Origin of the sequence: Serratia sp. 4542 (genome assembly GCF_016805595.1) — a bacterium.
Taxonomy (GTDB): Bacteria; Pseudomonadota; Gammaproteobacteria; order Enterobacterales; family Enterobacteriaceae; genus Serratia; species Serratia nevei.
Window position 1 is genome coordinate 181,796 of the sequence record NZ_RXKV01000011.1, and the last position, 23,090, is coordinate 204,885.

Annotated in this window: 19 protein-coding genes; 16 read left to right on the plus strand and 3 right to left on the minus strand. The window is 59.3% G+C overall.

Annotated elements, in window-relative coordinates; translation table 11 throughout:
* Positions 1–10 precede the first annotated feature (10 nt).
* Positions 11–667 (plus strand): sugar phosphatase, encoded by a 657-nt coding sequence (locus EKL15_RS18055; RefSeq protein WP_060420045.1) that lies wholly within the window; start codon positions 11–13, stop codon positions 665–667.
* Positions 668–746: 79 nt separating this feature from the next.
* Positions 747–2,597: an SLC13 family permease gene (locus EKL15_RS18060; protein WP_072270997.1), complete on the plus strand. Its 1,851-nt coding sequence runs from the start codon at positions 747–749 to the stop codon at positions 2,595–2,597.
* 27 nt (positions 2,598–2,624) lie between these two features.
* Here EKL15_RS18060 and yfbR read toward each other — a convergent pair whose 3' ends face one another.
* Together yfbR and EKL15_RS18070 are read right to left on the minus strand one after the other, a co-directional pair.
* A complete protein-coding gene (gene yfbR, locus EKL15_RS18065) occupies positions 2,625–3,224 on the minus strand; it encodes a 5'-deoxynucleotidase (protein WP_025303666.1) in 600 nt (199 codons plus the stop codon).
* A 107-nt stretch (positions 3,225–3,331) separates the two neighbouring features.
* On the minus strand, positions 3,332–4,546 hold the full coding sequence (locus EKL15_RS18070; protein ID WP_004936047.1) for a pyridoxal phosphate-dependent aminotransferase: 1,215 nt from the start codon (positions 4,544–4,546) through the stop codon (positions 3,332–3,334).
* A gap of 856 nt (positions 4,547–5,402) precedes the next feature.
* Between EKL15_RS18070 and lrhA the strand changes: the two genes are divergently transcribed.
* From lrhA to nuoN, 14 genes are all read left to right on the plus strand, one after another.
* Positions 5,403–6,347 carry a transcriptional regulator LrhA gene (lrhA, locus tag EKL15_RS18075; RefSeq protein ID WP_004936045.1) on the plus strand — a complete coding sequence of 315 codons (945 nt, stop codon included), beginning with the start codon at positions 5,403–5,405 and terminating at the stop codon, positions 6,345–6,347.
* Positions 6,348–7,054: 707 nt separating this feature from the next.
* Positions 7,055–7,492 carry an NADH-quinone oxidoreductase subunit NuoA gene (nuoA, locus tag EKL15_RS18080; protein WP_025303663.1) on the plus strand — a complete coding sequence of 146 codons (438 nt, stop codon included), beginning with the start codon at positions 7,055–7,057 and terminating at the stop codon, positions 7,490–7,492.
* 15 nt (positions 7,493–7,507) lie between these two features.
* Positions 7,508–8,182 carry an NADH-quinone oxidoreductase subunit B family protein gene (locus tag EKL15_RS18085; RefSeq protein WP_004936039.1) on the plus strand — a complete coding sequence of 225 codons (675 nt, stop codon included), beginning with the start codon at positions 7,508–7,510 and terminating at the stop codon, positions 8,180–8,182.
* Positions 8,183–8,278: 96 nt separating this feature from the next.
* The gene (nuoC, locus tag EKL15_RS18090; RefSeq protein ID WP_004936036.1) at positions 8,279–10,075 is read left to right on the plus strand and encodes an NADH-quinone oxidoreductase subunit C/D; all 1,797 of its coding nucleotides are present in this window, start codon (positions 8,279–8,281) and stop codon (positions 10,073–10,075) included.
* Positions 10,076–10,077: 2 nt separating this feature from the next.
* Entirely contained in the window at positions 10,078–10,629 is a 552-nt protein-coding gene (gene nuoE, locus EKL15_RS18095; protein ID WP_015378580.1) for an NADH-quinone oxidoreductase subunit NuoE, read from the plus strand.
* A complete protein-coding gene (nuoF, locus tag EKL15_RS18100) occupies positions 10,626–11,972 on the plus strand; it encodes an NADH-quinone oxidoreductase subunit NuoF (protein WP_015378579.1) in 1,347 nt (448 codons plus the stop codon). Before nuoE ends, nuoF begins: the two co-directional genes overlap by 4 nt.
* Positions 11,973–12,048: 76 nt before the next feature.
* Positions 12,049–14,787 carry an NADH-quinone oxidoreductase subunit NuoG gene (gene nuoG, locus EKL15_RS18105; RefSeq protein WP_203090159.1) on the plus strand — a complete coding sequence of 913 codons (2,739 nt, stop codon included), beginning with the start codon at positions 12,049–12,051 and terminating at the stop codon, positions 14,785–14,787.
* Complete coding sequence (gene nuoH, locus EKL15_RS18110; RefSeq protein ID WP_004936022.1) at positions 14,784–15,761, plus strand: NADH-quinone oxidoreductase subunit NuoH; 978 nt, start codon at positions 14,784–14,786, stop codon at positions 15,759–15,761. The genes nuoG and nuoH overlap by 4 nt, the downstream gene beginning before the upstream one ends.
* Before the next feature lie 14 nt (positions 15,762–15,775).
* A complete protein-coding gene (gene nuoI, locus EKL15_RS18115; RefSeq protein WP_025160170.1) occupies positions 15,776–16,318 on the plus strand; it encodes an NADH-quinone oxidoreductase subunit NuoI in 543 nt (180 codons plus the stop codon).
* Positions 16,319–16,331: 13 nt separating this feature from the next.
* Entirely contained in the window at positions 16,332–16,889 is a 558-nt protein-coding gene (gene nuoJ, locus EKL15_RS18120) for an NADH-quinone oxidoreductase subunit J (protein ID WP_019453717.1), read from the plus strand.
* Positions 16,886–17,188 carry an NADH-quinone oxidoreductase subunit NuoK gene (gene nuoK / locus EKL15_RS18125; protein ID WP_004936014.1) on the plus strand — a complete coding sequence of 101 codons (303 nt, stop codon included), beginning with the start codon at positions 16,886–16,888 and terminating at the stop codon, positions 17,186–17,188. Before nuoJ ends, nuoK begins: the two co-directional genes overlap by 4 nt.
* Positions 17,185–19,032, plus strand: coding sequence for an NADH-quinone oxidoreductase subunit L (gene nuoL, locus EKL15_RS18130; protein WP_019453716.1), 1,848 nt, complete (start codon positions 17,185–17,187; stop codon positions 19,030–19,032). Before nuoK ends, nuoL begins: the two co-directional genes overlap by 4 nt.
* Before the next feature lie 95 nt (positions 19,033–19,127).
* Positions 19,128–20,657: an NADH-quinone oxidoreductase subunit M gene (nuoM, locus tag EKL15_RS18135; RefSeq protein WP_025303660.1), complete on the plus strand. Its 1,530-nt coding sequence runs from the start codon at positions 19,128–19,130 to the stop codon at positions 20,655–20,657.
* Between the two features lie 6 nt (positions 20,658–20,663).
* Positions 20,664–22,121 carry an NADH-quinone oxidoreductase subunit NuoN gene (nuoN, locus tag EKL15_RS18140; RefSeq protein WP_033635324.1) on the plus strand — a complete coding sequence of 486 codons (1,458 nt, stop codon included), beginning with the start codon at positions 20,664–20,666 and terminating at the stop codon, positions 22,119–22,121.
* A 59-nt stretch (positions 22,122–22,180) separates the two neighbouring features.
* Here nuoN and EKL15_RS18145 read toward each other — a convergent pair whose 3' ends face one another.
* Positions 22,181–23,056: a LysR family transcriptional regulator gene (locus tag EKL15_RS18145; protein WP_203090161.1), complete on the minus strand. Its 876-nt coding sequence runs from the start codon at positions 23,054–23,056 to the stop codon at positions 22,181–22,183.
* Between the last annotated feature and the right edge of the window lie 34 nt (positions 23,057–23,090).

Genomic DNA, 23,090 nt, shown 5'->3' on the forward strand with positions numbered 1-23,090 from the left:
GAGGTTTTCTGTGGAGTGTAAGGGTTTTCTGTTCGATCTTGATGGCACCCTGGTGGATTCATTGCCGGCGGTAGAGCGCGCCTGGACGCACTGGGCCGAGCGCCGCGGTGTCAACCCGCAAGCGGTGCTGGATTTCATTCACGGTAAACAGGCCATTACTTCTCTGCGCCACTTTATGCCGGGCGAAAGCGAAGCGGAAATTCAGCGCGAGTTCGAGTTGCTGGAGCAGGCCGAAGCGCAGGATACCGACGGCGTTCGCGCGCTGCCGGGCGCGATTGCGCTGCTGGAGCGCCTGAACGCGCTCGGTATCCCTTGGGCGATCGTCACCTCCGGTTCGGTGCCGGTGGCCGGCGCTCGCCGCCAGGCCGGCGGTTTGCCGCAGCCGGAGGTGTTCATCACCGCCGAGCAGGTTAAACACGGTAAGCCACAGCCCGACGCCTATCTGCTGGGCGCCGAGCGCCTGGGGCTTGCGCCGCACGAGTGCGTGGTGGTTGAAGACGCGCCGGCCGGCATTCTCTCCGGCCTGGCGGCGGGCTGCCAGGTGATTGCGGTCAACGCGCCGGCGGATGCGCCGAAGCTGGAGCAGGTCGACCTGCGGCTGGATTCGCTGGCGCAGATCGCCGTCGATAAAACGGCGCAGGGCGCGATCGTTCGCCGGCTGGCCTGAGCGGCATTATCTTCACCCTAATTGATTAGACCCCGCTTCGGCGGGTTTTTTTTATGCTATTTTTTAGACCCTTGGACATTTGCCGGATGAGGCCGTTTTGAACAGCGAATTACTGTGGGTGCTGAGTTTACTGCTGATTGCCATCGTGCTGTTTACCACCAACAAGCTGCGCATGGACGTGGTGGCCCTGTTGGTGATCATCGCCTTCGTGCTGAGCGGCACGCTCAGCCTGCAGGAGGCGACGGTCGGTTTCAGCGATCCCAACGTGATTTTGATCGCGGCGCTGTTCGTGATCGGCGAAGGGCTGGTGCGCACCGGCGTGGCCTATCAGGTGGGGGACTGGCTGGTGAAAGTGGCCGGCAGCAGCGAAACCAAAATGTTGATGCTGCTGATGGTGACGGTCGCTGGGCTGGGGGCGTTCATGAGCTCGACCGGCGTGGTGGCGATCTTTATCCCGGTGGTGCTCAGCGTGACGGCCAGAATGAAGATCGCGCCGGGGCGGCTGATGATGCCGCTCAGCTTCGCCGGGCTTATCAGCGGCATGATGACGCTGGTGGCCACGCCGCCCAACATGGTGGTCAACAGCGAGCTGGTGCGAGAAGGCATCCATGGTTTCGGTTTCTTCAGCGTGACGCCCATTGGCCTGGTGGTGCTGGCGCTGGGCGTCGGTTACATGCTGATCGCCCGGCGTTGGCTGGGCAGCGGTGAAACGGGCAAGGCCGGGGATGACTGGCAGCGCCGCACCTTCCGCGATTTGATCCGCGACTACAAGTTGACCGGCCGCGCGCGGCGGCTGGCTGTCCGCAGCGCTTCGCCGCTGATCGGGCGTTCGCTGGATGAACTGCACCTGCGTGCGCGTTATGGCGCCAACGTGGTGGGTATCGAGCGCTGGAAACGCTTCCGGCGGGTGATGGTCAGCGCCTCTGGCAGCACCGAGCTGCGCGAGGGCGACGTTCTTTTGATCGACATGTCGGACAGCCAGGTCGATCTGCGCGAATTCTGCGGCGAGCAGCGGCTGGAGCCGATGGTGTTGCGCGGCGATTACTTCTCTGAACAGTCGCGCAACGTCGGCATGGCGGAAGTGTCGCTGATCCCGGACTCGGCGCTGCTGGGCAAAAGCCTGCGCGAAGCGGCGTTCCGCAGCCGCTACGATCTCAACGTGGTGGGCATCCGCCGCCACGGCGAGACGCTGGGCGGGAAGCTGGTGGACGAGCCGCTGGAGCTGGGCGACATTTTGCTGGTGATCGGCGACTGGAAGGCGATCCGTCAGCTGCAGGCCAAAACCCACGACTTTATCGTGCTCAACCTGCCGGCCGAGGTGGACGAAGTGGCGCCGGCGATCACGCAGGCGCCGCACGCGCTGTTTTGCCTGGCGCTGATGGTGGCAATGATGTTGACCGACGAAATCCCCAACCCCATCGCGGCGCTGATCGCCTGCCTGCTGATGGGCAAGTTTCGCTGTATCGATATGGAGAGCGCCTATAAATCGATCCATTGGCCGAGCATCATTTTGATCGTCGGGATGATGCCGTTTGCGCAGGCGCTGCAAAAGACCGGCGGGGTGGATCTGATCGTCAGCGGGCTGATGGACGTCGCCGGCGGCGCGGGGCCGCGCGTGATGCTGCTGTGCCTGTTCGTCTTGTGCGCCACCATCGGCCTGTTTATTTCCAACACCGCGACGGCGGTGCTGATGGCGCCGATCGCCATCGCCGCCGCGCGCGAAATGGGCGTCTCGCCATACCCGTTTGCGATGATTATCGCCATCGCCGCGTCCGCCGCCTTTATGACGCCGGTCTCTTCACCGGTCAACACGTTGGTGCTGGGGCCGGGCAATTACAAGTTCGGCGATTTCGTGCGTCTCGGCGTGCCGTTCACTCTGCTGGTGATGGCGGTCAGCGTGATTGTGGTGCCGTGGCTCTACGGCTTTTAACGGCGCAGCGAGGCTGCGCCGGCGGGGTTACAGCGAACTGTCGAGGCTGATTTCGTCCAATGACAGGCTGAAGCTGGGAATGAACACGTCCATGAAGTAGTCCATTTCCGGGCTGCGGCGCTGTTCCAGAGTTTTATCCAGCCGCGCCTTGGCCAGGGTGAATTCGTTGTTGCCGGCAGAGAGTTCCTCCAGGCATTTCAGGTAGGCGCACAGCGCGTCTGCCTGCTTCACTACCTGCTTTTCATCTTCGCTGTAGTAGTGCTCATCGAGAATGGTGCGGAAATCGTTGCGCAGCTCCGCGGGGATCATGTCCAGCAGCTTTTGCTGGGCGATCTTTTCGATCTTCTTGTACTCGTGGGCGATCTGCGGATTGTAGTACTTGATCGGCGTCGGCATGTCGCCGGTGATCACTTCGCTAGCGTCGTGGTACATCGCCAGCAGCGCAACGCGGTCGGCGTTGAGGTTGCCGTTGAATTTGCGGTTCTTGATCACCGCCAACGCGTGGGCGACAAAGGCCACCTGCAGACTGTGTTCGGAGACGTTCTCGGTACGCACGTTGCGCATCAGCGGCCAGCGGTTGATCAGTTTCAAGCGGGACAGATGGGCGAAGAAATGGCTCTGGCTCATGGTGCTCTCTTTAACGGCAAGTGAGGGCCCCATTGTGAAGCAGTGACGGCGAATTTTGCAACCGGGCAATGAGAGAAGGGCGCAGCAAGGCGCTGCGCCCCAGGCGATTACTGGTGGTAACCTTCCAGGAAGCGGCCCAGCTTGCCGACCGCCATTTCCAGTTCGTCTACGCGCGGCAGGGTGACGATACGCACGTGATCCGGGTAAGGCCAGTTGAACGCGGTGCCCTGCACCAGCAGCACTTTTTCCTGCAGCAGCAGATCAAGCACCAGCTTCTGGTCGTCGTGGATGTTGAAGCGCTTGGCGTCGATGCGCGGGAACATATACAGCGCGCCCTGTGGCTTCACGCAAGAGACGCCCGGGATGTCGTTGAGCAGTTCCCAGGTGCGATTGCGTTGTTCGTACAGGCGGCCGCCAGGCTGAATGAATTCGCTGATGCTCTGATAACCGCCCAGCGCGGTTTGAATGGCGTGTTGCATCGGCACGTTGGCGCACAGGCGCATCGAAGCCAGCATCTCCAGCCCTTCGATATAGCCTTTGGCGTGTTTCTTCGGCCCGTTCAGCACCATCCAGCCCTGGCGGAAGCCCGCCACGCGGTAGGTTTTCGACAGGCCGTTGAAGGTCACGGTCAGCAGATCCGGCGCCAGCGCGGCGATCGAATGGTGCTCGGCTTCGTCATACAGGATCTTGTCGTAGATCTCGTCGGCGAAGATGATCAGGTTGTGTTGACGGGCGATCTCGACGATCTGTTCCAGCAGCGCTTTGCTGTAAACCGCGCCGGTCGGGTTGTTCGGGTTGATGATCACGATGCCGCGGGTGCGCGGGGTGATCTTGCTGATGATGTCGTCCAGATCCGGGAACCAGCCGGCCTGCTCATCGCACAGGTAGTGCACGGCCTTACCGCCGGAAAGCGATACCGCAGCGGTCCACAGCGGGTAGTCCGGCGCCGGCACCAGCATTTCGTCGCCGCTGTTGAGCAGCGCCTGCATGGATTGGACGATCAGCTCCGAGACGCCGTTGCCAATGTAGATATCCTCAACGGTCACGTCACGCATGTTGCGCGCCTGGTAGTGCTGCATGATCGCTTTACGCGCCGAGAAGAGGCCTTTGGAATCGGAGTAGCCTTGCGCCGTGGGCAGATTGCGGATCACGTCGACCAGGATTTCGTCCGGGGCGTCGAAACCGAACGGGGCAGGGTTGCCGATGTTCAGTTTCAGGACTTTATTGCCTTCTTCTTCAAGACGTTTAGCTTCTTTAAGCACCGGGCCGCGAATGTCATAGCAGACGTTGTCCAGTTTGCTGGATTTCTCAATGGGGGACATAAAAAGTTGAGCCTTTTGCTGGGATAGGGGCGCTCCTACCGTGGGACGCCGCAACCCGCCCAATGTACTCCTGGCGTAGTTGCTTTTGAAGGGTTTTGCACGCCTTTGGTGCAAATGCATGTCGTAACGGGGGATTTTAGTTATGATAAGCAAATGTAAAGTTATTTTGTGGTTCATAATTTCATGAACTATAATTTTACTAGGGTTTTGTTCTGTAAAATCCCGCCTCGATAAACGCGACGTGCCGGCGAGCGCGGCCGGCAGCAGTAAACTGATAAGCCGAAAGGGAGAATAGGCTTCAATAAACTGTAAAGGAACGATAATACCGGAGTTGTCTGATAGCGGGGTGTCAGTTAGCGCACCACACTAAGAAAAATGACATATTTACATTAGCTTTACTTTATATTTTACCTTAAGCATTGTTTATGTGGTTATAGGATTATTATTTAAAGCAAAAATCTTACTGATTGAATTTATTAAATTCATTGAGTGGTAACACGAAGTCGGTAGCGTTAATTATTTATCTTTTTTGCTCTGTAATGCAGTCTGAACGCCGGTTGATAAGGGTTCTCAGTAGCACGAATGGAGTGGAAATTAGGCAGTATGAATGAGTAAAATCTCAGGTTCGGTGGGGGTTTTCCCTTTTCACCGGTATTCAGTCCCCCGCGTTCTATAAGCACCATCGATAGATCGCATTTTAAAAAGCGATAGAGGTAACGAATCATAAGTAATTTTTTTGCCCTCCACTTATGAGTGGGGTACTGTCATAACAGGCTCCGTCCTTTTCAACGGCGTCTGAGAAACACACCAGGGTAGTAGTTCGTAAATTAGAATTTAAAAAAGTGAAGAATACACTATGACAACTGCAAATCGTCCGATACTTAATCTCGACCTCGATCTGCTAAGAACCTTTGTTGCGGTTGCTGATTTGAATACCTTTGCGGCGGCGGCGGTTGCCGTATGCCGTACTCAATCAGCCGTCAGTCAACAAATGCAGCGATTAGAGCAACTGGTCGGCAAAGAACTGTTTGCCCGCCATGGGCGTAACAAACTCCTGACTGAGCATGGTATTCAGCTTCTCGGTTATGCCAGGAAGATCCTGCGCTTTAACGACGAAGCCTGTACCTCGCTGATGTACAACAATATTAAAGGTGTTCTGACCATCGGCGCTTCCGACGACACCGCCGATACCATTCTGCCTTTCCTGTTGAACCGCGTGACCGCCATCTATCCGAAGCTGGCCATTGACGTGCGCGTAAAGCGCAGCACGACGATGGTCGATCTGCTGGAAGAGGGCGAGATCGATCTGGCGGTGACCACGGCCGATCCGGCCGGACATCCGCATATCGTGCTGCGCACATCGCCGACGCTGTGGTACTGCGCCGCCGATTACCACTATCAGGCGGGCGAACCGATCCCGTTGGTGGTGATGGATGAGCCAAGCCCGTTCCGCGCGCTGGCGATCAAGCAGCTGGACGAAGCCGGTATCCCTTGGCGCATCGCCTATGTCGCTTCCACGCTGTCTGCGGTGCGGGCGGCCTGTAAGGCCGGCCTAGGCGTGACCGCGCGGCCGATCGAGATGATGAGCCCCGATCTGCGGGTGCTGGGGGCGGTGGAAGGTTTGCCGCCGCTGCCGGATACCCAGTATGCGCTGTGCAAAAACGCGCAGTGCAGCAATGAGCTGGCGATGGCCATCTTCAGCGCAATGCAGGGCGGCAATGACGGTTATGGCTTCAACGGCGCGGAAGCCGGTCTCCAGGGCGATCAGGATGACGCCAGCCTGGTGGACGAAGAAGAATAACGCCGCGGCGTTAGATCTGATGAAAACCTCTGCTTCGGCGGAGGTTTTTTTTGCCCTTTTTTTGGCGATTTTTACTGTTATAGGGATTTAATGACGATTTTGTTATGAGTTGGCTGTTTTATTAACTTTTAAGCGTTACTGAAAAGAGAGTTTGGCCGGCTTTAAGACGCTGAGTTTGTTTTTTGAGCAATAAGATTGAATGGGTTAAAGGCATGGTAATAGCAGGGTTATTTTGTTAGCTTATAGCGGCCGTTTTTGCGGCTTAATTTGAGGAAAATTGTTAAAGGGCCACACTTTTTTTGAGGATTTATGCTGAAAACGTGTCCTGGATCAAAAAAATACCCCTAGGTAGTGAGTGGAAGAACAGGGAATTCCTGAGACAATGGTATAGTAAAACTGAAATGTGCACGTTGGTTTATATCTATCTGTTTCTACACAAAAATTAACTGACACGATTTAGCCAGCCCCTGGCGCATCAAATGTTAATCAAATGATACGGATGTAAACTAGTGTGTAGATACTTTTGTCAAAGTTGACAAAAGGTTATAGAAAGGAGTAAAAAGCCCACAGAAAAACGCTGCCTAACTCGCTGTAAAAGCAGTTTGTTTGTGTGGTTATTTATCCTTCCCTTAAATCGATGTGGCGCACTAACTGCCGGTGACAAGAGCAGCGCGATCGACGCCACTTTTGATGAGTAAGCATAGAGTATGTCAACAACCACTGAAGTTATCGCTCATCACTGGGCGCTCGCCGTATTTCTCGTCGTGGCTATCGGGCTTTGCGGCTTAATGCTGCTGGGTGCGTTCTTCTTGGGCGGGAGAGCCCGGGCGCGCGCCAAACACACCCCGTTTGAATCAGGCATCGACTCGGTCGGTACGGCGCGCATGCGCTTGTCCGCCAAGTTCTACCTGGTGGCCATGTTCTTCGTTATTTTCGACGTTGAAGCCTTATACCTGTATGCCTGGTCGGTCTCGGTTCGCGAGAGCGGTTGGGTAGGCTTTATCGAAGCCGCCATTTTCATTTTGGTGCTATTGGCCGGTCTGGTTTATCTGGTGCGCATCGGCGCGTTGGATTGGACTCCGGCGCGTTCTCAACGCCGCAGCAAACCGAGCACGATCACTAACACCAACAGTCATCCGCAGTAACAGCGAGGCATTAAGATGGACTATACGCTCACCCGCATAGACCCGAACGGTGAGAACGACCGTTATCCCCTGCAAAAACAGGAGATCGTCGCCGATCCCCTGGAACAACAGGTCCACCGCACGGTTTACATGGGTAAACTCGAACATGCGCTGCATGACATGGTGAACTGGGGGCGTAAAAACTCTATTTGGCCGTATAACTTCGGCCTTTCGTGCTGTTACGTGGAGATGGTGACGTCGTTTACCGCCGTTCACGACGTGGCGCGTTTCGGTGCGGAAGTACTGCGCGCCTCCCCGCGTCAGGCTGACCTGATGGTGGTGGCCGGTACCTGTTTCACCAAGATGGCCCCGGTCATCCAACGCCTGTACGAGCAGATGCTGGAGCCTAAGTGGGTGATCTCGATGGGCGCCTGCGCCAACTCCGGCGGCATGTACGACATCTATTCCGTGGTGCAGGGCGTGGACAAGTTCCTGCCGGTCGACGTGTACATTCCCGGCTGCCCGCCGCGTCCGGAAGCCTACATGCAAGCGCTGATGCTGCTGCAGGAATCCATCGGCAAAGAACGTCGCCCGCTGTCGTGGGTTGTCGGCGATCAGGGCGTTTACCGCGCCAATATGCAGTCTGAAAGAGAGCGTAAACACGGCGAACGCATCGCGGTGACCAACCTCCGGACGCCTGACGAGATTTAAGACGTTCATTTAACGTCCATCTTAGTGCGCTATTGGTTAACACAGCGAAAAGTGAAACTTGCGGCGAATAACCCTTTAGTGTGGTGAAAAAAAATTATGACAGATTTGACGACGCACGACGCCTTGCCTGCCTGGCAGACCCGAGATCACCTTGACGACCCGGTGATCGGCGAACTGCGCAACCGTTTTGGGCCGGAAGCCTTTACTGTTCAGGCCACCCGTACCGGCATGCCCGTGGTATGGGTTAAACCTGACCAGTTGCTGGAAGTAATGACGTTCCTGAGAAAACAGCCGAAGCCGTATGTCATGCTGTTCGATCTGCATGGCGTGGACGAACGTCTTCGCACCCACCGCGACGGCCTGCCCGCTGCGGATTTCTCCGTTTTCTACCATCTGATTTCCATCGAACGCAACCGCGACATCATGCTGAAGGTGGCGCTGTCTGAAAAAGACCTGCACGTGCCGACGGCGACCAAGGTGTTCCCGAACGCCAACTGGTACGAGCGCGAAACCTGGGAAATGTTCGGCATCACCTTCGACGGCCACCCGCACCTGTCGCGCATCATGATGCCGCAGACCTGGGAAGGGCACCCGCTGCGCAAGGACTACCCGGCGCGCGCCACCGAATTCGATCCTTTCGTGCTGACCAAGCAGAAAGAAGATCTGGAGATGGAAGCGCTGACTTTCAAGCCGGAAGACTGGGGCATGAAGCGCGGTACCGAGAACGAAGACTTCATGTTCCTCAACCTCGGCCCGAACCACCCGTCCGCGCACGGTGCGTTCCGCATCATTCTGCAGCTGGACGGCGAAGAGATCGTCGACTGCGTACCGGATATCGGCTATCACCACCGCGGCGCCGAGAAGATGGGCGAGCGTCAATCCTGGCACAGCTACATTCCGTACACCGACCGTATCGAGTACCTCGGCGGCTGCGTGAACGAAATGCCTTATGTGCTGGCGGTCGAGAAGCTGGCCGGCATCAAGGTGCCTGAGCGCGTCGACACCATCCGCGTGATGCTGTCCGAGCTGTTCCGCATCAACAGCCACCTGCTGTACATCTCCACCTTCATTCAGGACGTCGGCGCGATGACCCCGGTGTTCTTCGCCTTTACCGACCGTCAGAAGATCTACGATCTGGTGGAAGCGATCACCGGTTTCCGTATGCACCCGGCCTGGTTCCGCATCGGCGGCGTCGCGCACGATCTGCCGCGCGGCTGGGATCGCCTGCTGCGTGAATTCCTCGACTGGATGCCTAAGCGTCTGGACTCCTACGTGAAAGCGGCGCTGAAGAACAGCATCCTGAAAGGCCGTTCCATCGGCGTAGCGTCTTACAACGCCAAAGAAGCGCTGGAGTGGGGCGTGACCGGCGCCGGCCTGCGTGCCACCGGCGTCGAGTTCGACGTGCGTAAATGGCGTCCGTACTCCGGCTACGAGAACTTCGACTTCGAAGTGCCGGTCGGCGACGGCACCAGCGACTGCTACACCCGCGTGATGCTAAAGGTGGAAGAGCTGCGCCAGAGCCTGCGCATTCTCGAACAGTGCCTGAACAACATGCCGGAAGGCCCGTTCAAGGCCGATCACCCGCTGACCACGCCGCCGCCGAAAGAGCGCACGCTGCAGCATATTGAAACGCTGATCACCCACTTCCTGCAGGTTTCCTGGGGTCCGGTGATGCCAGCCAACGAATCATTCCAGATGATTGAAGCCACCAAAGGGATCAATAGCTACTACCTGACCAGCGACGGCAGCACCATGAGCTACCGCACCCGGGTACGTACGCCGAGCTTTGCGCACCTGCAGCAGATCCCATCGGTCATCCGTGGCAGCCTGGTTTCCGACCTGATCGTCTATCTGGGTAGTATCGATTTTGTAATGTCAGATGTGGACCGCTAACTATGCATGATCAAAAAGACAATCACGCAGTCAATGATGCGCTCGAGCCCATCAACGCAGCCGCTCCTCAGAGCGGCGTTGATGCATTTGTACTGAGCGCGGAAGAACGTGATGCGATCGAGCACGAAAAGCACCATTACGAGGATCCGCGCGCCGCTTCCATCGAAGCACTGAAAATTGTGCAGAAGCAGCGCGGCTGGGTTCCGGACGGTGCGATTTACGCCATCGCGGAAGTGCTGGGCATCCCCGCCAGCGACGTAGAAGGCGTGGCCACGTTCTACAGCCAGATTTTCCGTCAGCCAGTAGGACGTCACGTGATCCGTTATTGTGACAGCGTTGTTTGTCACATCACCGGTTACCAGGGCATTCAGGCCGCTATCGAGAAGAAGCTGAACATCAAGCCGGGTCAAACCACCTTTGATGGCCGCTTCACGCTGTTGCCGACCTGCTGTCTGGGCAACTGCGATAAAGGGCCGACCATGATGATTGATGACGACACTCACAGTCAGCTGAAGCCTGAAGATATCGAGACGCTACTGGAGCAGTATCAATGACCAAGCACATTGTACGCACTCCCGAAACGCATCCGCTGACCTGGCGTCTGCGCGATGACAAGCAGCCGCTGTGGCTGGACGAGTACCGCAGCAAAAACGGCTATGCCGGCGCAGAAAAGGCCCTCAAAGGCCTGGCCCCGGACGAGATCGTCGGCCTGGTGAAAGACTCCGGGCTGAAGGGCCGCGGCGGCGCGGGCTTCTCCACCGGTTTGAAGTGGAGCCTGATGCCGAAGGACGAATCCATGAACATCCGTTACCTGCTGTGTAACGCCGATGAGATGGAGCCGGGCACCTATAAAGACCGCCTGCTGATGGAGCAGCTGCCGCATCTGCTGGTGGAAGGCATGTTGATCTCCGCGTTCGCGCTGAAAGCCTACCGTGGGTACATCTTCCTGCGCGGTGAGTACATCGAAGCGGCGGCGCACCTGCGTCGCGCCATCGCGGAAGCCACCGAAGCCGGCTATCTGGGCAAGAACATTCTCGGCACCGGGTTCGATTTCGAGCTGATCGTGCACACCGGCGCCGGCCGTTACATCTGCGGCGAAGAAACCGCGCTGATCAACTCGCTGGAAGGCCGCCGCGCCAACCCGCGTTCCAAGCCGCCATTCCCGGCCAGCGCCGGCGTATGGGGCAAGCCGACCTGCGTCAACAACGTCGAAACGCTGTGCAACGTGCCGGCCATTTTGGCGAACGGCGTGGAGTGGTACACCGGCATCTCCGGCAGTGAAGACAAAGGCACCAAGCTGATGGGCTTCTCCGGCCGGGTGAAAAATCCGGGCGTCTGGGAGTTGCCGTTCGGCACCACCGCGCGCGAGATCCTGGAAGACTACGCCGGCGGCATGCGCGACGGTCTGCGCTTCAAAGCCTGGCAGCCGGGCGGTGCGGGGACCGACTTCCTGACCGCCGATCACCTCGATCTGCCGATGGAATACGGCGCGATCGGCAAAGCCGGCAGCCGTCTCGGCACTGCGCTGGCGATGGCGGTAGACCACGAGATCGGCATGGTGCCGCTGGTGCGTAACCTGGAAGAGTTCTTCGCCCGCGAGTCCTGCGGCTGGTGTACGCCATGCCGCGACGGCCTGCCGTGGAGCGTGAAGATCCTGCGTGCGTTGGAAAACGGCGAAGGGCAGCCGGGGGATATCGAAACCCTCGAACAGCTGTGCCGTTCCCTCGGCCCGGGCAAAACCTTCTGCGCCCACGCGCCAGGTGCCGTAGAGCCACTGCAAAGCGCGATTAAATATTTCCGTGAAGAGTTCGAGGCGGGCATCGCCGTGCAGCACTTCGGCAACGCCCATGCGATTGGCGGCATTCAGCCGAACAATCTGCTGAAGCAGCGCTGGTAAGCCGACTCGCCCGAACACGGCCAGAATTTTTGATTAACGCCTGCCGCAAGGCAGGCCACTTGGAAGCATGCTGACTATGGCTACGATTCATGTAGACGGCAAAGAGTATGAGGTAGACGGAGCGGACAACCTGCTGCAGGCTTGTCTTTCCCTCGGCCTTGATATTCCTTACTTTTGCTGGCATCCGGCGCTGGGAAGCGTCGGCGCTTGCCGCCAATGTGCGGTAAAGCAATACCAAAACGCGGAAGATACGCGCGGCCGTTTGGTGATGTCCTGTATGACCCCGGCATCCGACGGCACCTTCATCTCCATCGATGACGGTGAAGCGAAGCAGTTCCGTGAAAGCGTGGTCGAGTGGTTGATGACCAACCACCCGCACGATTGCCCGGTCTGTGAAGAAGGCGGTAACTGTCACCTGCAGGATATGACGGTAATGACCGGCCACAGCTTCCGCCGCTACCGCTTCACCAAGCGTACCCACAACAACCAGGAGCTGGGGCCGTTTATCTCGCACGAGATGAACCGCTGCATCGCCTGCTACCGCTGCGTGCGTTACTACAAAGACTATGCGGACGGCACCGACTTCGGCGTGTACGGCGCGCACGACAACGTCTACTTCGGTCGCCCGGAAAGCGGCACGCTGGAAAGCGAGTTCTCCGGCAACCTGGTGGAAGTGTGCCCGACCGGCGTATTCACCGACAAAACGCACTCCGAACGCTACAACCGTAAATGGGACATGCAGTTCGCACCGAGCATTTGCCAGCAGTGCAGCATCGGCTGTAACACCAGCCCGGGCGAACGCTATGGCGAGCTGCGCCGTATCGAAAACCGTTACAACGGCAGCGTGAACCACTACTTCCTGTGCGACCGCGGTCGTTTCGGTTACGGCTACGTCAACCAGAAAGATCGTCCGCGTCAACCGCAGCAGCTGCGCGGCGATGACTGGATCACCCTGAACGCCGAGCAGGCGATGCAGGGCGCGGCGGACATCCTGCGTCAGGCGAAGAAAACCATCGGCATCGGCTCCCCGCGCGCCAGCCTGGAAAGCAACTTCGCACTGCGCGAGCTGGTCGGCGCCGAGAACTACTACACCGGTATCGCTCAGGCGGAGCAATCACGCCTGGCGCTGATGCTGAACGTGCTGAAAAACGGCGGCGTCCATACGCCGGCGCTGCGTGAGATCGAAGATTACGACGCAGTGCTGGTGCTGGGCGAAGACCTGACGCAAACCGGTGCGCGTATCGCGCTGTCCGTGCGCCAGGCCGTCAAGGGTAAAGCCCGCGCGATGGCGGCGGCGCAACGCGTGGCCGACTGGCAGATCGCGGCGGTGCAGAACATCGGTCAGCACGCCAAGTACCCGCTGTTCACCACCAACGTCGACAACACCCGTCTGGACGACATCGCCGCCTGGAACTACCGCGCGCCGGTGGACGAGCAGGCGCGCTTCGGCTTCGCCATCGCTCACGCGCTGGACAGCGCGGCGCCGGCGGTGAACGATCTGGCTGAAGGCCTGAACAAGAAAGTCGATATCATCGTGCAGGCGCTGACCGGCGCACGCAAACCGCTGATCGTGACCGGCAGCAACGCCGGCAGCGAAGCCATCATCGAAGCGGCGGCCAACATCGCCAAAGCGTTGAAGGGCCGCGGTTCCGATGTCGGCATCACCTTCGTGGCGGGCGCAGCCAACAGCATGGGCCTGGCGATGATCGGCGGCGGTTCGCTCGATCAGGCGCTGGAACAGCTGGCGAGCGGCGCAGCCGACACCGCCATCGTGATGGAAAACGATCTCTATCGCCATGCGCCGGCGGCGCAGGTGGATGCGGCGTTGGCCAAGGTCAACAACCTGATCGTCGCCGACCACCAGCGCACTGCGATCATGGACAAAGCCAACCTGATCCTCTCCTCGGCCAGCTTCGCCGAGAGCGACGGTACGCTGATCAACCAGGAAGGCCGCGCGCAGCGCTTCTTCCAGGTATACGATCCGGCTTACTACGACGACGCCAAGAAGAATCAGTTCACCGTGATGCTGGAAAGCTGGCGCTGGATGCACTCGCTGCACTCCACCTACACCAGCCGCCACGTGGACTGGACCCAGCTCGATGACGTGATCGCCGCTTGCGTTGCCGCGTTGCCGCAGCTGCAGGGCATCGTCGACGCTGCGCCGGACGCGACTTTCCGCATTCGCGGTCAGAAGCTGGCGCGTTCGCCGCACCGCTCCAGCGGCCGTACCGCCATGCGCGCCAACATCAGCGTGCACGAGCCGCGTCAGCCACAGGATAAAGACACCATGTTCGCCTTCTCGATGGAAGGGAACAACAGCCCGCAGGCCGATCGTCAGCAGATCCCGTTCGCCTGGGCGCCAGGCTGGAACTCACCGCAGGCATGGAACAAGTTCCAGGCCGAAGTGGGCGGCAAACTGCGCCACGGCGATCCGGGCGTGCGCCTGATCGAAGCGGGGGAGGGCAGCCTCGGTTACTTCGATCGCGTGCCTGCCGCGTTCAATCCGGTCGACGGTTGGCGTGTCGCGCCTTACTACCACCTGTTCGGCAGCGACGAAATGTCGCAGCGCTCTCACGTGATCCAGCAGCGCATGCCGGAAGCCTACGTGATGGTCAACCCGGCCGACGCGGCGACGCTTGGCGTCAACGCGGGCAGCCTGGTGGAGTTCAGCTGTGCGGGCCAGACCCTGCGTCTGCCGGTGCGTCTGAGTGAAACCCTGACCCAGGGCCAGGTTGGTTTGCCGCTAGGCTTGCCAGGGATCCCGCCGATCTTGGTGGGTGCTAAGGTAGACAATCTGCGGGAGGCAGCACGATGAGCTGGTTTACCCCTGAGGTGATCGACATTCTGATCGCCATTCTTAAAGCGGTCGTGATCCTGTTGGTGGTCGTGGCGTGCGGGGCATTCATGAGCTTCGGCGAACGCCGTCTGCTCGGCCTGTTCCAGAACCGCTACGGACCGAACCGCGTAGGCTGGGGCGGCTCGCTGCAGCTGGTCGCCGACATGATCAAAATGTTCTTCAAGGAAGACTGGGTACCGAGATTCTCCGACCGGGTGATCTTCACCCTGGCGCCGATGATCGCCTTTACTTCCCTGTTGCTGGCATTTGCCATCGTTCCGGTCAGCCCGACCTGGGCGGTGTCCGATCTCAACATCGGTATTCTGTTCTTCCTGATGATGGCCGGCCTGGCGGTGTACGCCGTGCTGTTCGCCGGATGGTCGAGCAACAACAAATACTCGCTGTTGGGCGCGATGCGCGCCTCCGCGCAAACCCTGAGCTACGAAGTGTTCATCGGCCTGTCGCTGATGGGCGTGGTGATGCAGGCGGATTCGTTCAACATGCAGGCCATCGTTGAATCCCAGGCGCACGTCTGGAACGTCATTCCGCAGTTCTTCGGCTTCGTGACCTTCGCGATCGCCGGCGTGGCGGTGTGCCACCGTCACCCGTTTGACCAGCCGGAAGCCGAGCAGGAACTGGCCGACGGTTACCACATCGAATATTCCGGCATGAAGTTCGGTCTGTTCTTCGTGGGGGAATACATCGGTATCGTCACCGTGTCCGCCCTGATTGTGACGTTGTTCTTCGGCGGCTGGCAGGGTCCGTTCCTGCCGCCATTCATCTGGTTCGCGTTGAAAACGGCCTTCTTCATGATGATGTTCATCCTGATCCGTGCCGCGCTGCCGCGTCCGCGTTATGACCAGGTGATGTCCTTCGGCTGGAAAGTGTGCCTGCCGCTGACGCTGCTGAACCTGCTGGCAACCGCCGCGGTCATTTTGTACAACGCTCAATAAGGGGTGAATAAACCATGACATTGAAAGAGTTAGTGGTTGGTTTCGGCACCCAGGTGCGCAGCATTTGGATGATTGGCATGCATGCCTTCGCCAAGCGCGAAACCCAGATGTATCCGGAAGAACCGGTTTACCTGCCGCCGCGCTACCGTGGCCGCATCGTGCTGACGCGCGATCCGGACGGCGAAGAGCGCTGCGTCGCCTGTAACCTGTGTGCGGTGGCCTGCCCGGTCGGCTGTATCTCGCTGCAAAAAGCGGAGCAGAAAGACGGCCGTTGGTATCCGGAGTTCTTCCGCATCAACTTCTCGCGCTGCATTTTCTGTGGCCTGTGCGAAGAGGCTTGCCCGACTACCGCTATCCAGCTGACGCCGGATTTTGAACTGGGTGAGTACAAGCGTCAGGATCTGGTGTACGAAAAAGAAGATCTGTTGATCTCGGGGCCGGGTAAATATCCGGAATATAACTTCTACCGGATGGCCGGTATGGCGATTGACGGCAAAGCCAAAGGCGAAGCCGAAAACGAAGCCAAACCGATCGACGTCAAAGGTCTGTTGCCCTAAGGAGCCAGCAAGCATGGAAATTGCATTTTACCTGGCAGGTTTGATTGCGGTGGCCGCGACGATTCGCGTGATCACCCATACCAACCCTGTGCATGCGCTGCTGTATCTGATCGTCTCGTTATTGGCGATCTCGGCAGTCTTCTTCTCGCTCGGCGCCTACTTTGCCGCCGCGTTGGAAATCATCGTCTATGCGGGCGCCATCATGGTGCTGTTCGTGTTCGTGGTGATGATGCTGAACCTCGGCAACGTGCAGCAGCAAGAGCGCGACTGGATGAAGCCGACGGTGTGGATCGGGCCTGGCCTGTTGTCGCTGGCGCTGCTGGTGGTATTGATCGTCGCTATTCGCAGCGTATCCGACCAGGGTATCAGCGGCGAGATGGTCGACGCGAAGGCGGTGGGCATCAGCCTGTTCGGGCCTTACGTATTGGCGGTTGAGCTGGCCTCAATGCTGCTGTTGGCGGGTCTGGTTGTCGCCTTCCATATCGGCCGCGAGCACAAGCCTGGCGAGGTGCTGAGCAACGCGCCGGCGAGTGGCGAAATGGCGAGAAGAAAATCGGAGGAGCAAGCATGATCCCTCTTCAACACGGCCTGATCCTGGCGGCTATCCTGTTTGTGCTCGGGCTGACCGGGCTGCTGGTGCGCCGCAACCTGCTGTTTATGCTGATCAGCCTGGAAGTGATGATCAACGCTGCGGCGTTGGCGTTTATCGTGGCGGGAAGCTACTGGGGCCAGGCGGACGGTCAGGTGATGTACATCCTGGCGATCAGCCTGGCGGCAGCCGAGGCCAGTATCGGCCTGGCGCTGCTGCTGCAGCTCTACCGTCGTCGTCATACCCTGAATATTGATACTGTCAGTGAGATGCGCGGATGAACCTATTATATTTAACAATTCTGCTACCGCTGATCGGGTTCCTGCTGCTGGCATTTTCCCGCGGTCGTTGGTCTGAGAACACGGCGGCTACCGTCGGCGTGGGCTCTATCGGCCTGGCTGCGCTGGTCACGGTGTATGTGGCGATGGATTTCTTCGCCCAGAAAGCCGCCGGCGTGCAGCTGTTCGAGCAAAGCCTGTGGACCTGGATGGCCGTCGGCAACTTCAATATCGGCGTGACCCTGGTGCTGGACGGCCTGTCGCTGACCATGTTGTCGGTGGTCACCGGCGTCGGCTTCTTCATCCACATGTTCGCCTCCTGGTACATGCGCGGTGAAGAGGGCTACTCGCGCTTCTTCGCTTACACCAACCTGTTTATCGCCAGCATGGTGGTCTTGGTGCTGGCGGACAACCTGCTGCTGATGTATCTGGGTTGGGAAGGCGTGGGCCTGTGCAGCTACCTGTTGATCGGCTTCTACTACAAAGATCCGGCCAACGGCGCGGCGGCGATGAAAGCCTTCATCGTGACCCGCGTGGGCGACGTGTTCCTGGCGTTCGCGCTGTTCATCCTCTACAACGAGCTGGGCACGCTGAATATCCGCGAGCTGATGATCCTGGCACCGCAGAAACTGGCGGTGGGCGATACGGCCATCACCTGGGCGACCCTGATGCTGCTGGGCGGCGCGGTCGGTAAATCGGCGCAGCTGCCGTTGCAAACCTGGTTGGCGGACGCGATGGCGGGCCCAACCCCGGTTTCCGCACTGATCCACGCGGCGACCATGGTGACCGCGGGCGTCTATCTGATCGCCCGTACGCACGGCCTGTTCCTGATGGCGCCGGAAGTGCTGCACCTGGTGGGCATCGTCGGTGCGGTCACTCTGCTGCTGGCCGGCTTCGCCGCGTTGGTGCAGACCGACATCAAGCGCGTGCTCGCTTACTCCACCATGAGCCAGATCGGTTACATGTTCCTGGCGCTGGGCGTGCAGGCATGGGACGCGGCGATCTTCCACCTGATGACCCACGCGTTCTTCAAGGCGCTGCTGTTCCTGTCGTCCGGTTCGGTGATCCTGGCTTGCCACCACGAGCAAAACATCTTCAAGATGGGCGGCCTGCGCAAGAGCATCCCGCTGGTGTACGTCTGCTTCCTGGTGGGTGGCGCGGCGCTGTCAGCGTTGCCGCTGGTCACGGCCGGCTTCTTCAGTAAGGACGAGATCCTGGCGGGCGCGATGGCCAACGGCCACATCAACCTGATGGTGGCCGGCCTGGTCGGCGCGTTCATGACCTCGCTGTACACCTTCCGTATGATTTTCATCGTGTTCCATGGCGAAGAGAAAATCAAAGCGCATGCCGGTAAAGGCATCACTCACCACCTGCCGCTGCTGGTTCTGCTGGTGCTGTCCACCTTCGTCGGCGCGATGATCGTGCCGCCGTTGCAGGGCGTGCTGCCGGATACGACCGAGCTGGCGCACGGCAGCGTGCTGACGCTTGAAATCACCTCCGGCGTGGTAGCTATCGTTGGCATTCTGCTGGCGGCCGCGCTGTGGCTGGGCAAACGCAGCCTGGTCAACAGCATCGCCAACAGCGCGCCGGGGCGTTTCTTCTCGACCTGGTGGTTCCATGCCTGGGGCTTCGACTGGCTGTATGACAAAGTGTTCGTCAAGCCGTACCTGGGCATTGCGAAGCTGCTGCAGCGCGATCCGCTGAACTCGCTGATGAACCTGCCGGCCGTCTTCTCCCGCTGGGGGAACCGCGGTCTGACGGTGAGCGAGAACGGTCAGGTGCGTTGGTATATAGCGTCTATGGGTGTGGGTGCAGTGGTCGTATTGGCTCTGTTGATTTTGGTTTAATTGAATAATTTAAACAGACGCATTTTTCGGGCGTAGCGCCGGGCAGGCGCTACGTACAAAGTTTGAAATTATTCGTATAAGGGACACAAAACGCCATGCTATTACCTTGGCTAATTCTTATCCCCTTTATCGGCGGTCTGCTGTGCTGGCAGCTTGAGCGCTTCGGTACTAAGGTGCCGCGCTGGATAGCGCTGATCGCAATGGGGCTGACGTTGGCGCTCTCTCTGCAGCTGTGGATGCAGGGCGGCTATACCTTGACCACGCCGAAAGGCATTCCGCAGTGGCAGAGCGAATTCCTGCTGCCGTGGATCCCGCGCTTCGGCATCTCCATCCACCTGGCGCTGGACGGCTTGTCGCTGCTGATGGTGGTGTTGACCGGTCTGCTGGGCGTGCTGGCGATCCTCTGTTCCTGGCGTGAAATCCAGAAGTATCAGGGCTTCTTCCACCTCAACCTGCTGTGGATCCTGGGCGGCGTTATCGGCGTGTTCCTCGCCATCGACATGTTCCTGTTCTTCTTCTTCTGGGAAATGATGTTGGTGCCGATGTACTTCCTGATCGCGCTGTGGGGCCACAAGGCGTCGGACGGTAAAACCCGTATCACCGCGGCGACCAAGTTCTTCATCTACACCCAGGCCAGCGGTCTGGTGATGCTGATTGCGATCCTGGGCCTGGTGTTCGTGCACTACAACGCGACCGGCGTGTGGACCTTCGATTACGAAGACCTGCTGCAAACGCCGATGTCCCACAACGTGCAATATCTGTTGATGCTGGGCTTCTTCATCGCCTTCGCGGTGAAAATGCCGGTGGTGCCGCTGCACGGCTGGTTGCCGGACGCGCACAGCCAGGCACCGACCGCAGGTTCCGTCGACCTGGCGGGCATCTTGCTGAAAACGGCGGCCTACGGCCTGCTGCGTTTCAGCCTGCCGCTGTTCCCTGAGGCTTCGCACGAGTTTGCGCCAATCGCCATGTGGCTGGGCGTGATCGGCATCTTCTACGGCGCCTGGATGGCGTTCGCGCAGACCGACATCAAGCGTCTTATCGCCTACACCTCGGTTTCGCACATGGGCTTCGTGCTGATCGCCATCTACACCGGCAGCCAGCTGGCTTACCAGGGCGCGGTGATCCAGATGATCGCGCACGGTCTGTCCGCCGCCGGTATGTTTATCATCTGCGGCCAGCTGTATGAGCGTCTGCATACCCGCGACATGCGTCAGATGGGCGGCCTGTGGGGGCGGATCAAGTTCATCCCTGCGCTGTCGCTGTTCTTCGCCGTGGCTACGCTGGGGATGCCGGGTACCGGTAACTTCGTCGGCGAATTCATGATTCTATTCGGCAGCTACCAGGTGGTGCCGGTGATCACCGTGATTTCTACCTTCGGTCTGGTGTTCGCTTCGGTTTACTCGCTGATCATGATGCAGCGCGCTTATTACGGTGCGCCTAAATCCGACCAGCCGCTGCAGGGCATGACCGCGCGCGAGCTGTTCATCATTCTGCTGCTGGTGGTGTTGCTGGTTCTGCTGGGGGTTTACCCGCAGCCGATTCTGGATACTTCCAACGCGGCGATGAGCAACGTGCAACACTGGTTTGGTTCGTCAGTTTCAGCAATTTCAACAACAAGGCCGTAATTCGCCATGACAATAACTCCTCAACAACTGATCGCACTGCTGCCGCTGTTGATCGTCGGATTGACGGTGGTGGTTGTGATGCTAGGCATTGCGTGGCGACGCGACCACTTTATCAACGCCACCCTGACCGTGATCGGTCTCAACCTGGCGCTGCTTTCGCTGTACTTTGTCGGTCAGGCAGGCCCAATGGACGTCACCCCGCTGCTGCGGGTTGACGGTTACTCGATGTTCTACACCGGGCTGGTGCTGCTGGCGAGTCTGGCGACCTGCACCTTCGCGTATCCGTGGCTGGTCGGCTATCCGGATAACCGCGAAGAGTTCTACCTGCTGGTGCTGATCGCCGCCATGGGGGGCATCCTGCTGGCGAGCGCCAACCATCTGGCTTCGCTGTTCATCGGTATCGAGCTGATCTCGCTGCCGCTGTTCGGCCTGGTGGGCTACGCCTACCGCCAGAAGCGCCCGCTGGAAGCCGCCATCAAGTACATGCTGCTGTCCGCCGCCGCGTCGTCGTTCCTGCTGTTCGGCATGGCGCTGCTGTATGCCGAGTCCGGCGATCTGTCGCTGGCCGGCCTCGGCAAGAGCCTGCAGGAAAACATGATGCACCAGCCGCTGATCCTGGCCGGTATGGGCATGATGATCGTCGGTCTGGGCTTCAAGCTGTCGCTGGTGCCGTTCCAACTGTGGACGCCGGACGTGTATCAGGGCGCGCCTGCGCCGGTCTCGACCTTCCTGGCGACCGCCAGCAAGATCGCGATCTTCGCGGTCGTGATGCGTCTGTTCCTGTATGCCCCGGCCGCCGACAACGAGGCGCTGCGCATGGTGCTGTCGATCATCGCGTTCTGCTCTATCTTGTTCGGTAACCTGATGGCCATCAGCCAGACCAACATCAAGCGTCTGCTGGGCTACTCGTCGATCGCTCACCTGGGCTACCTGCTGGTGGCGCTGATTGCGGTGCAAACCCATCAGCTGTCGCTGGAAACCGCCGGCGTTTACCTGGCCGGTTACCTGTTCAGCAGCCTGGGCGCCTTCGGCGTGGTCAGCCTGATGTCCAGCCCGTACCGCGGCCCGGATGCGGATTCGCTGTTCTCTTACCGTGGTCTGTTCTGGCACAAGCCAATCTTGTCCGCGGTGATGACGGTGATGATGCTGTCGCTAGCCGGTATCCCGATGACGCTGGGCTTTATCGGTAAGTTCTTCGTGATCGCGATGGGCGTCAGCGCACACCTGTGGTGGCTGACCGGCGCAGTCGTGGTAGGCAGCGCCATCGGCCTGTACTACTACCTGCGCGTGACCGTCAGCCTGTTCCTCAGCGCGCCGGAATCGCTGCAGCGCGATACCCCGAACAACTGGGCGTTGACCGCCGGTGGCGTCGTGGTGCTGATCTCAGCCGCGCTGGTGCTGCTGTTGGGCGTCTATCCGCAGCCGCTGATTTCGCTGGTGCAGATGGCTCAGCCGACGTTCTGATAACGCTTCAGACGGTAAAAAGGTCGCTTCGGCGACCTTTTTTTATGGGGAAACGGCATTCAGCCGTAATGGGCGCTAAACGACGTTTCCAGCGCCTGCACCACCGCGCGCACGCGGGCGGCGCGTTGCAAATCGGGATGCAGCACCAGCCAGATATCCACCCAGTCTTTGTTCTCCGGGAGCAGGCGCACCAGCTCCGGGTCTTTGTCCGCCAAAAACGCGGAGAGCAGGCCGATGCCCAGCCCGCTGCGGGTGGCGGAGCGCAGCAGCAGCTGTGAATTGCATTGCAGCACGACGTTGGGCTCGTGCAGAACCTCGCCGCAGAAATTGTTCCAGTGGCGCGGCACCAGCTCGCGCGGGAACATCAGCAGATCGTGGCCGCGCAGCTGCTCGCCCCTGACCGGCATGCCGCGCCGCGCCAGGTAGTGCTGAGAGGCGTACAGACCCATTTCGATGGTGGCTAAGCGTTTGATGATCAGCTCATCATCATCGGGGCGGGCGCCGCGGATCGCCAGATCTGCGCCGTGGTAAGAGATATCGGCGATGTTCAGCGCCGTTAACAGCGTGACGGTGATGGCGGGGTAGCGTTCCCGCAGATCTTGCAGCGCCGGCATCACGAAGGCTTCGGCCAGGGTGTCGGTGGTGGCGATGCGCACGTTGCCGTTCAGGCTTTCGTCACCGCTGGCGGCTTTACGGTTGATCGCCTGCACCGCATTTTCCATCTTCATCACTTCCGCCAGCATTTCCTCCCCCAGCGGGCTGAGGGCGAAGGATTTCGGCGTGCGGATAAACAGCTTGGAGCCGAGCGCATCTTCGAAAGCGGACAGCCGTCGACCGACGGTCGCCTGATCGACATGCAGCTGGCTGGCGGCTTTGCGTAGCGTGCCACAGCGTGCGACGGCCAAAAAGAAGCGCGCGTCGTCCCAATTCATCATGCCATTTCCTCTCTGCAGATTTGTCGGCGCCGTG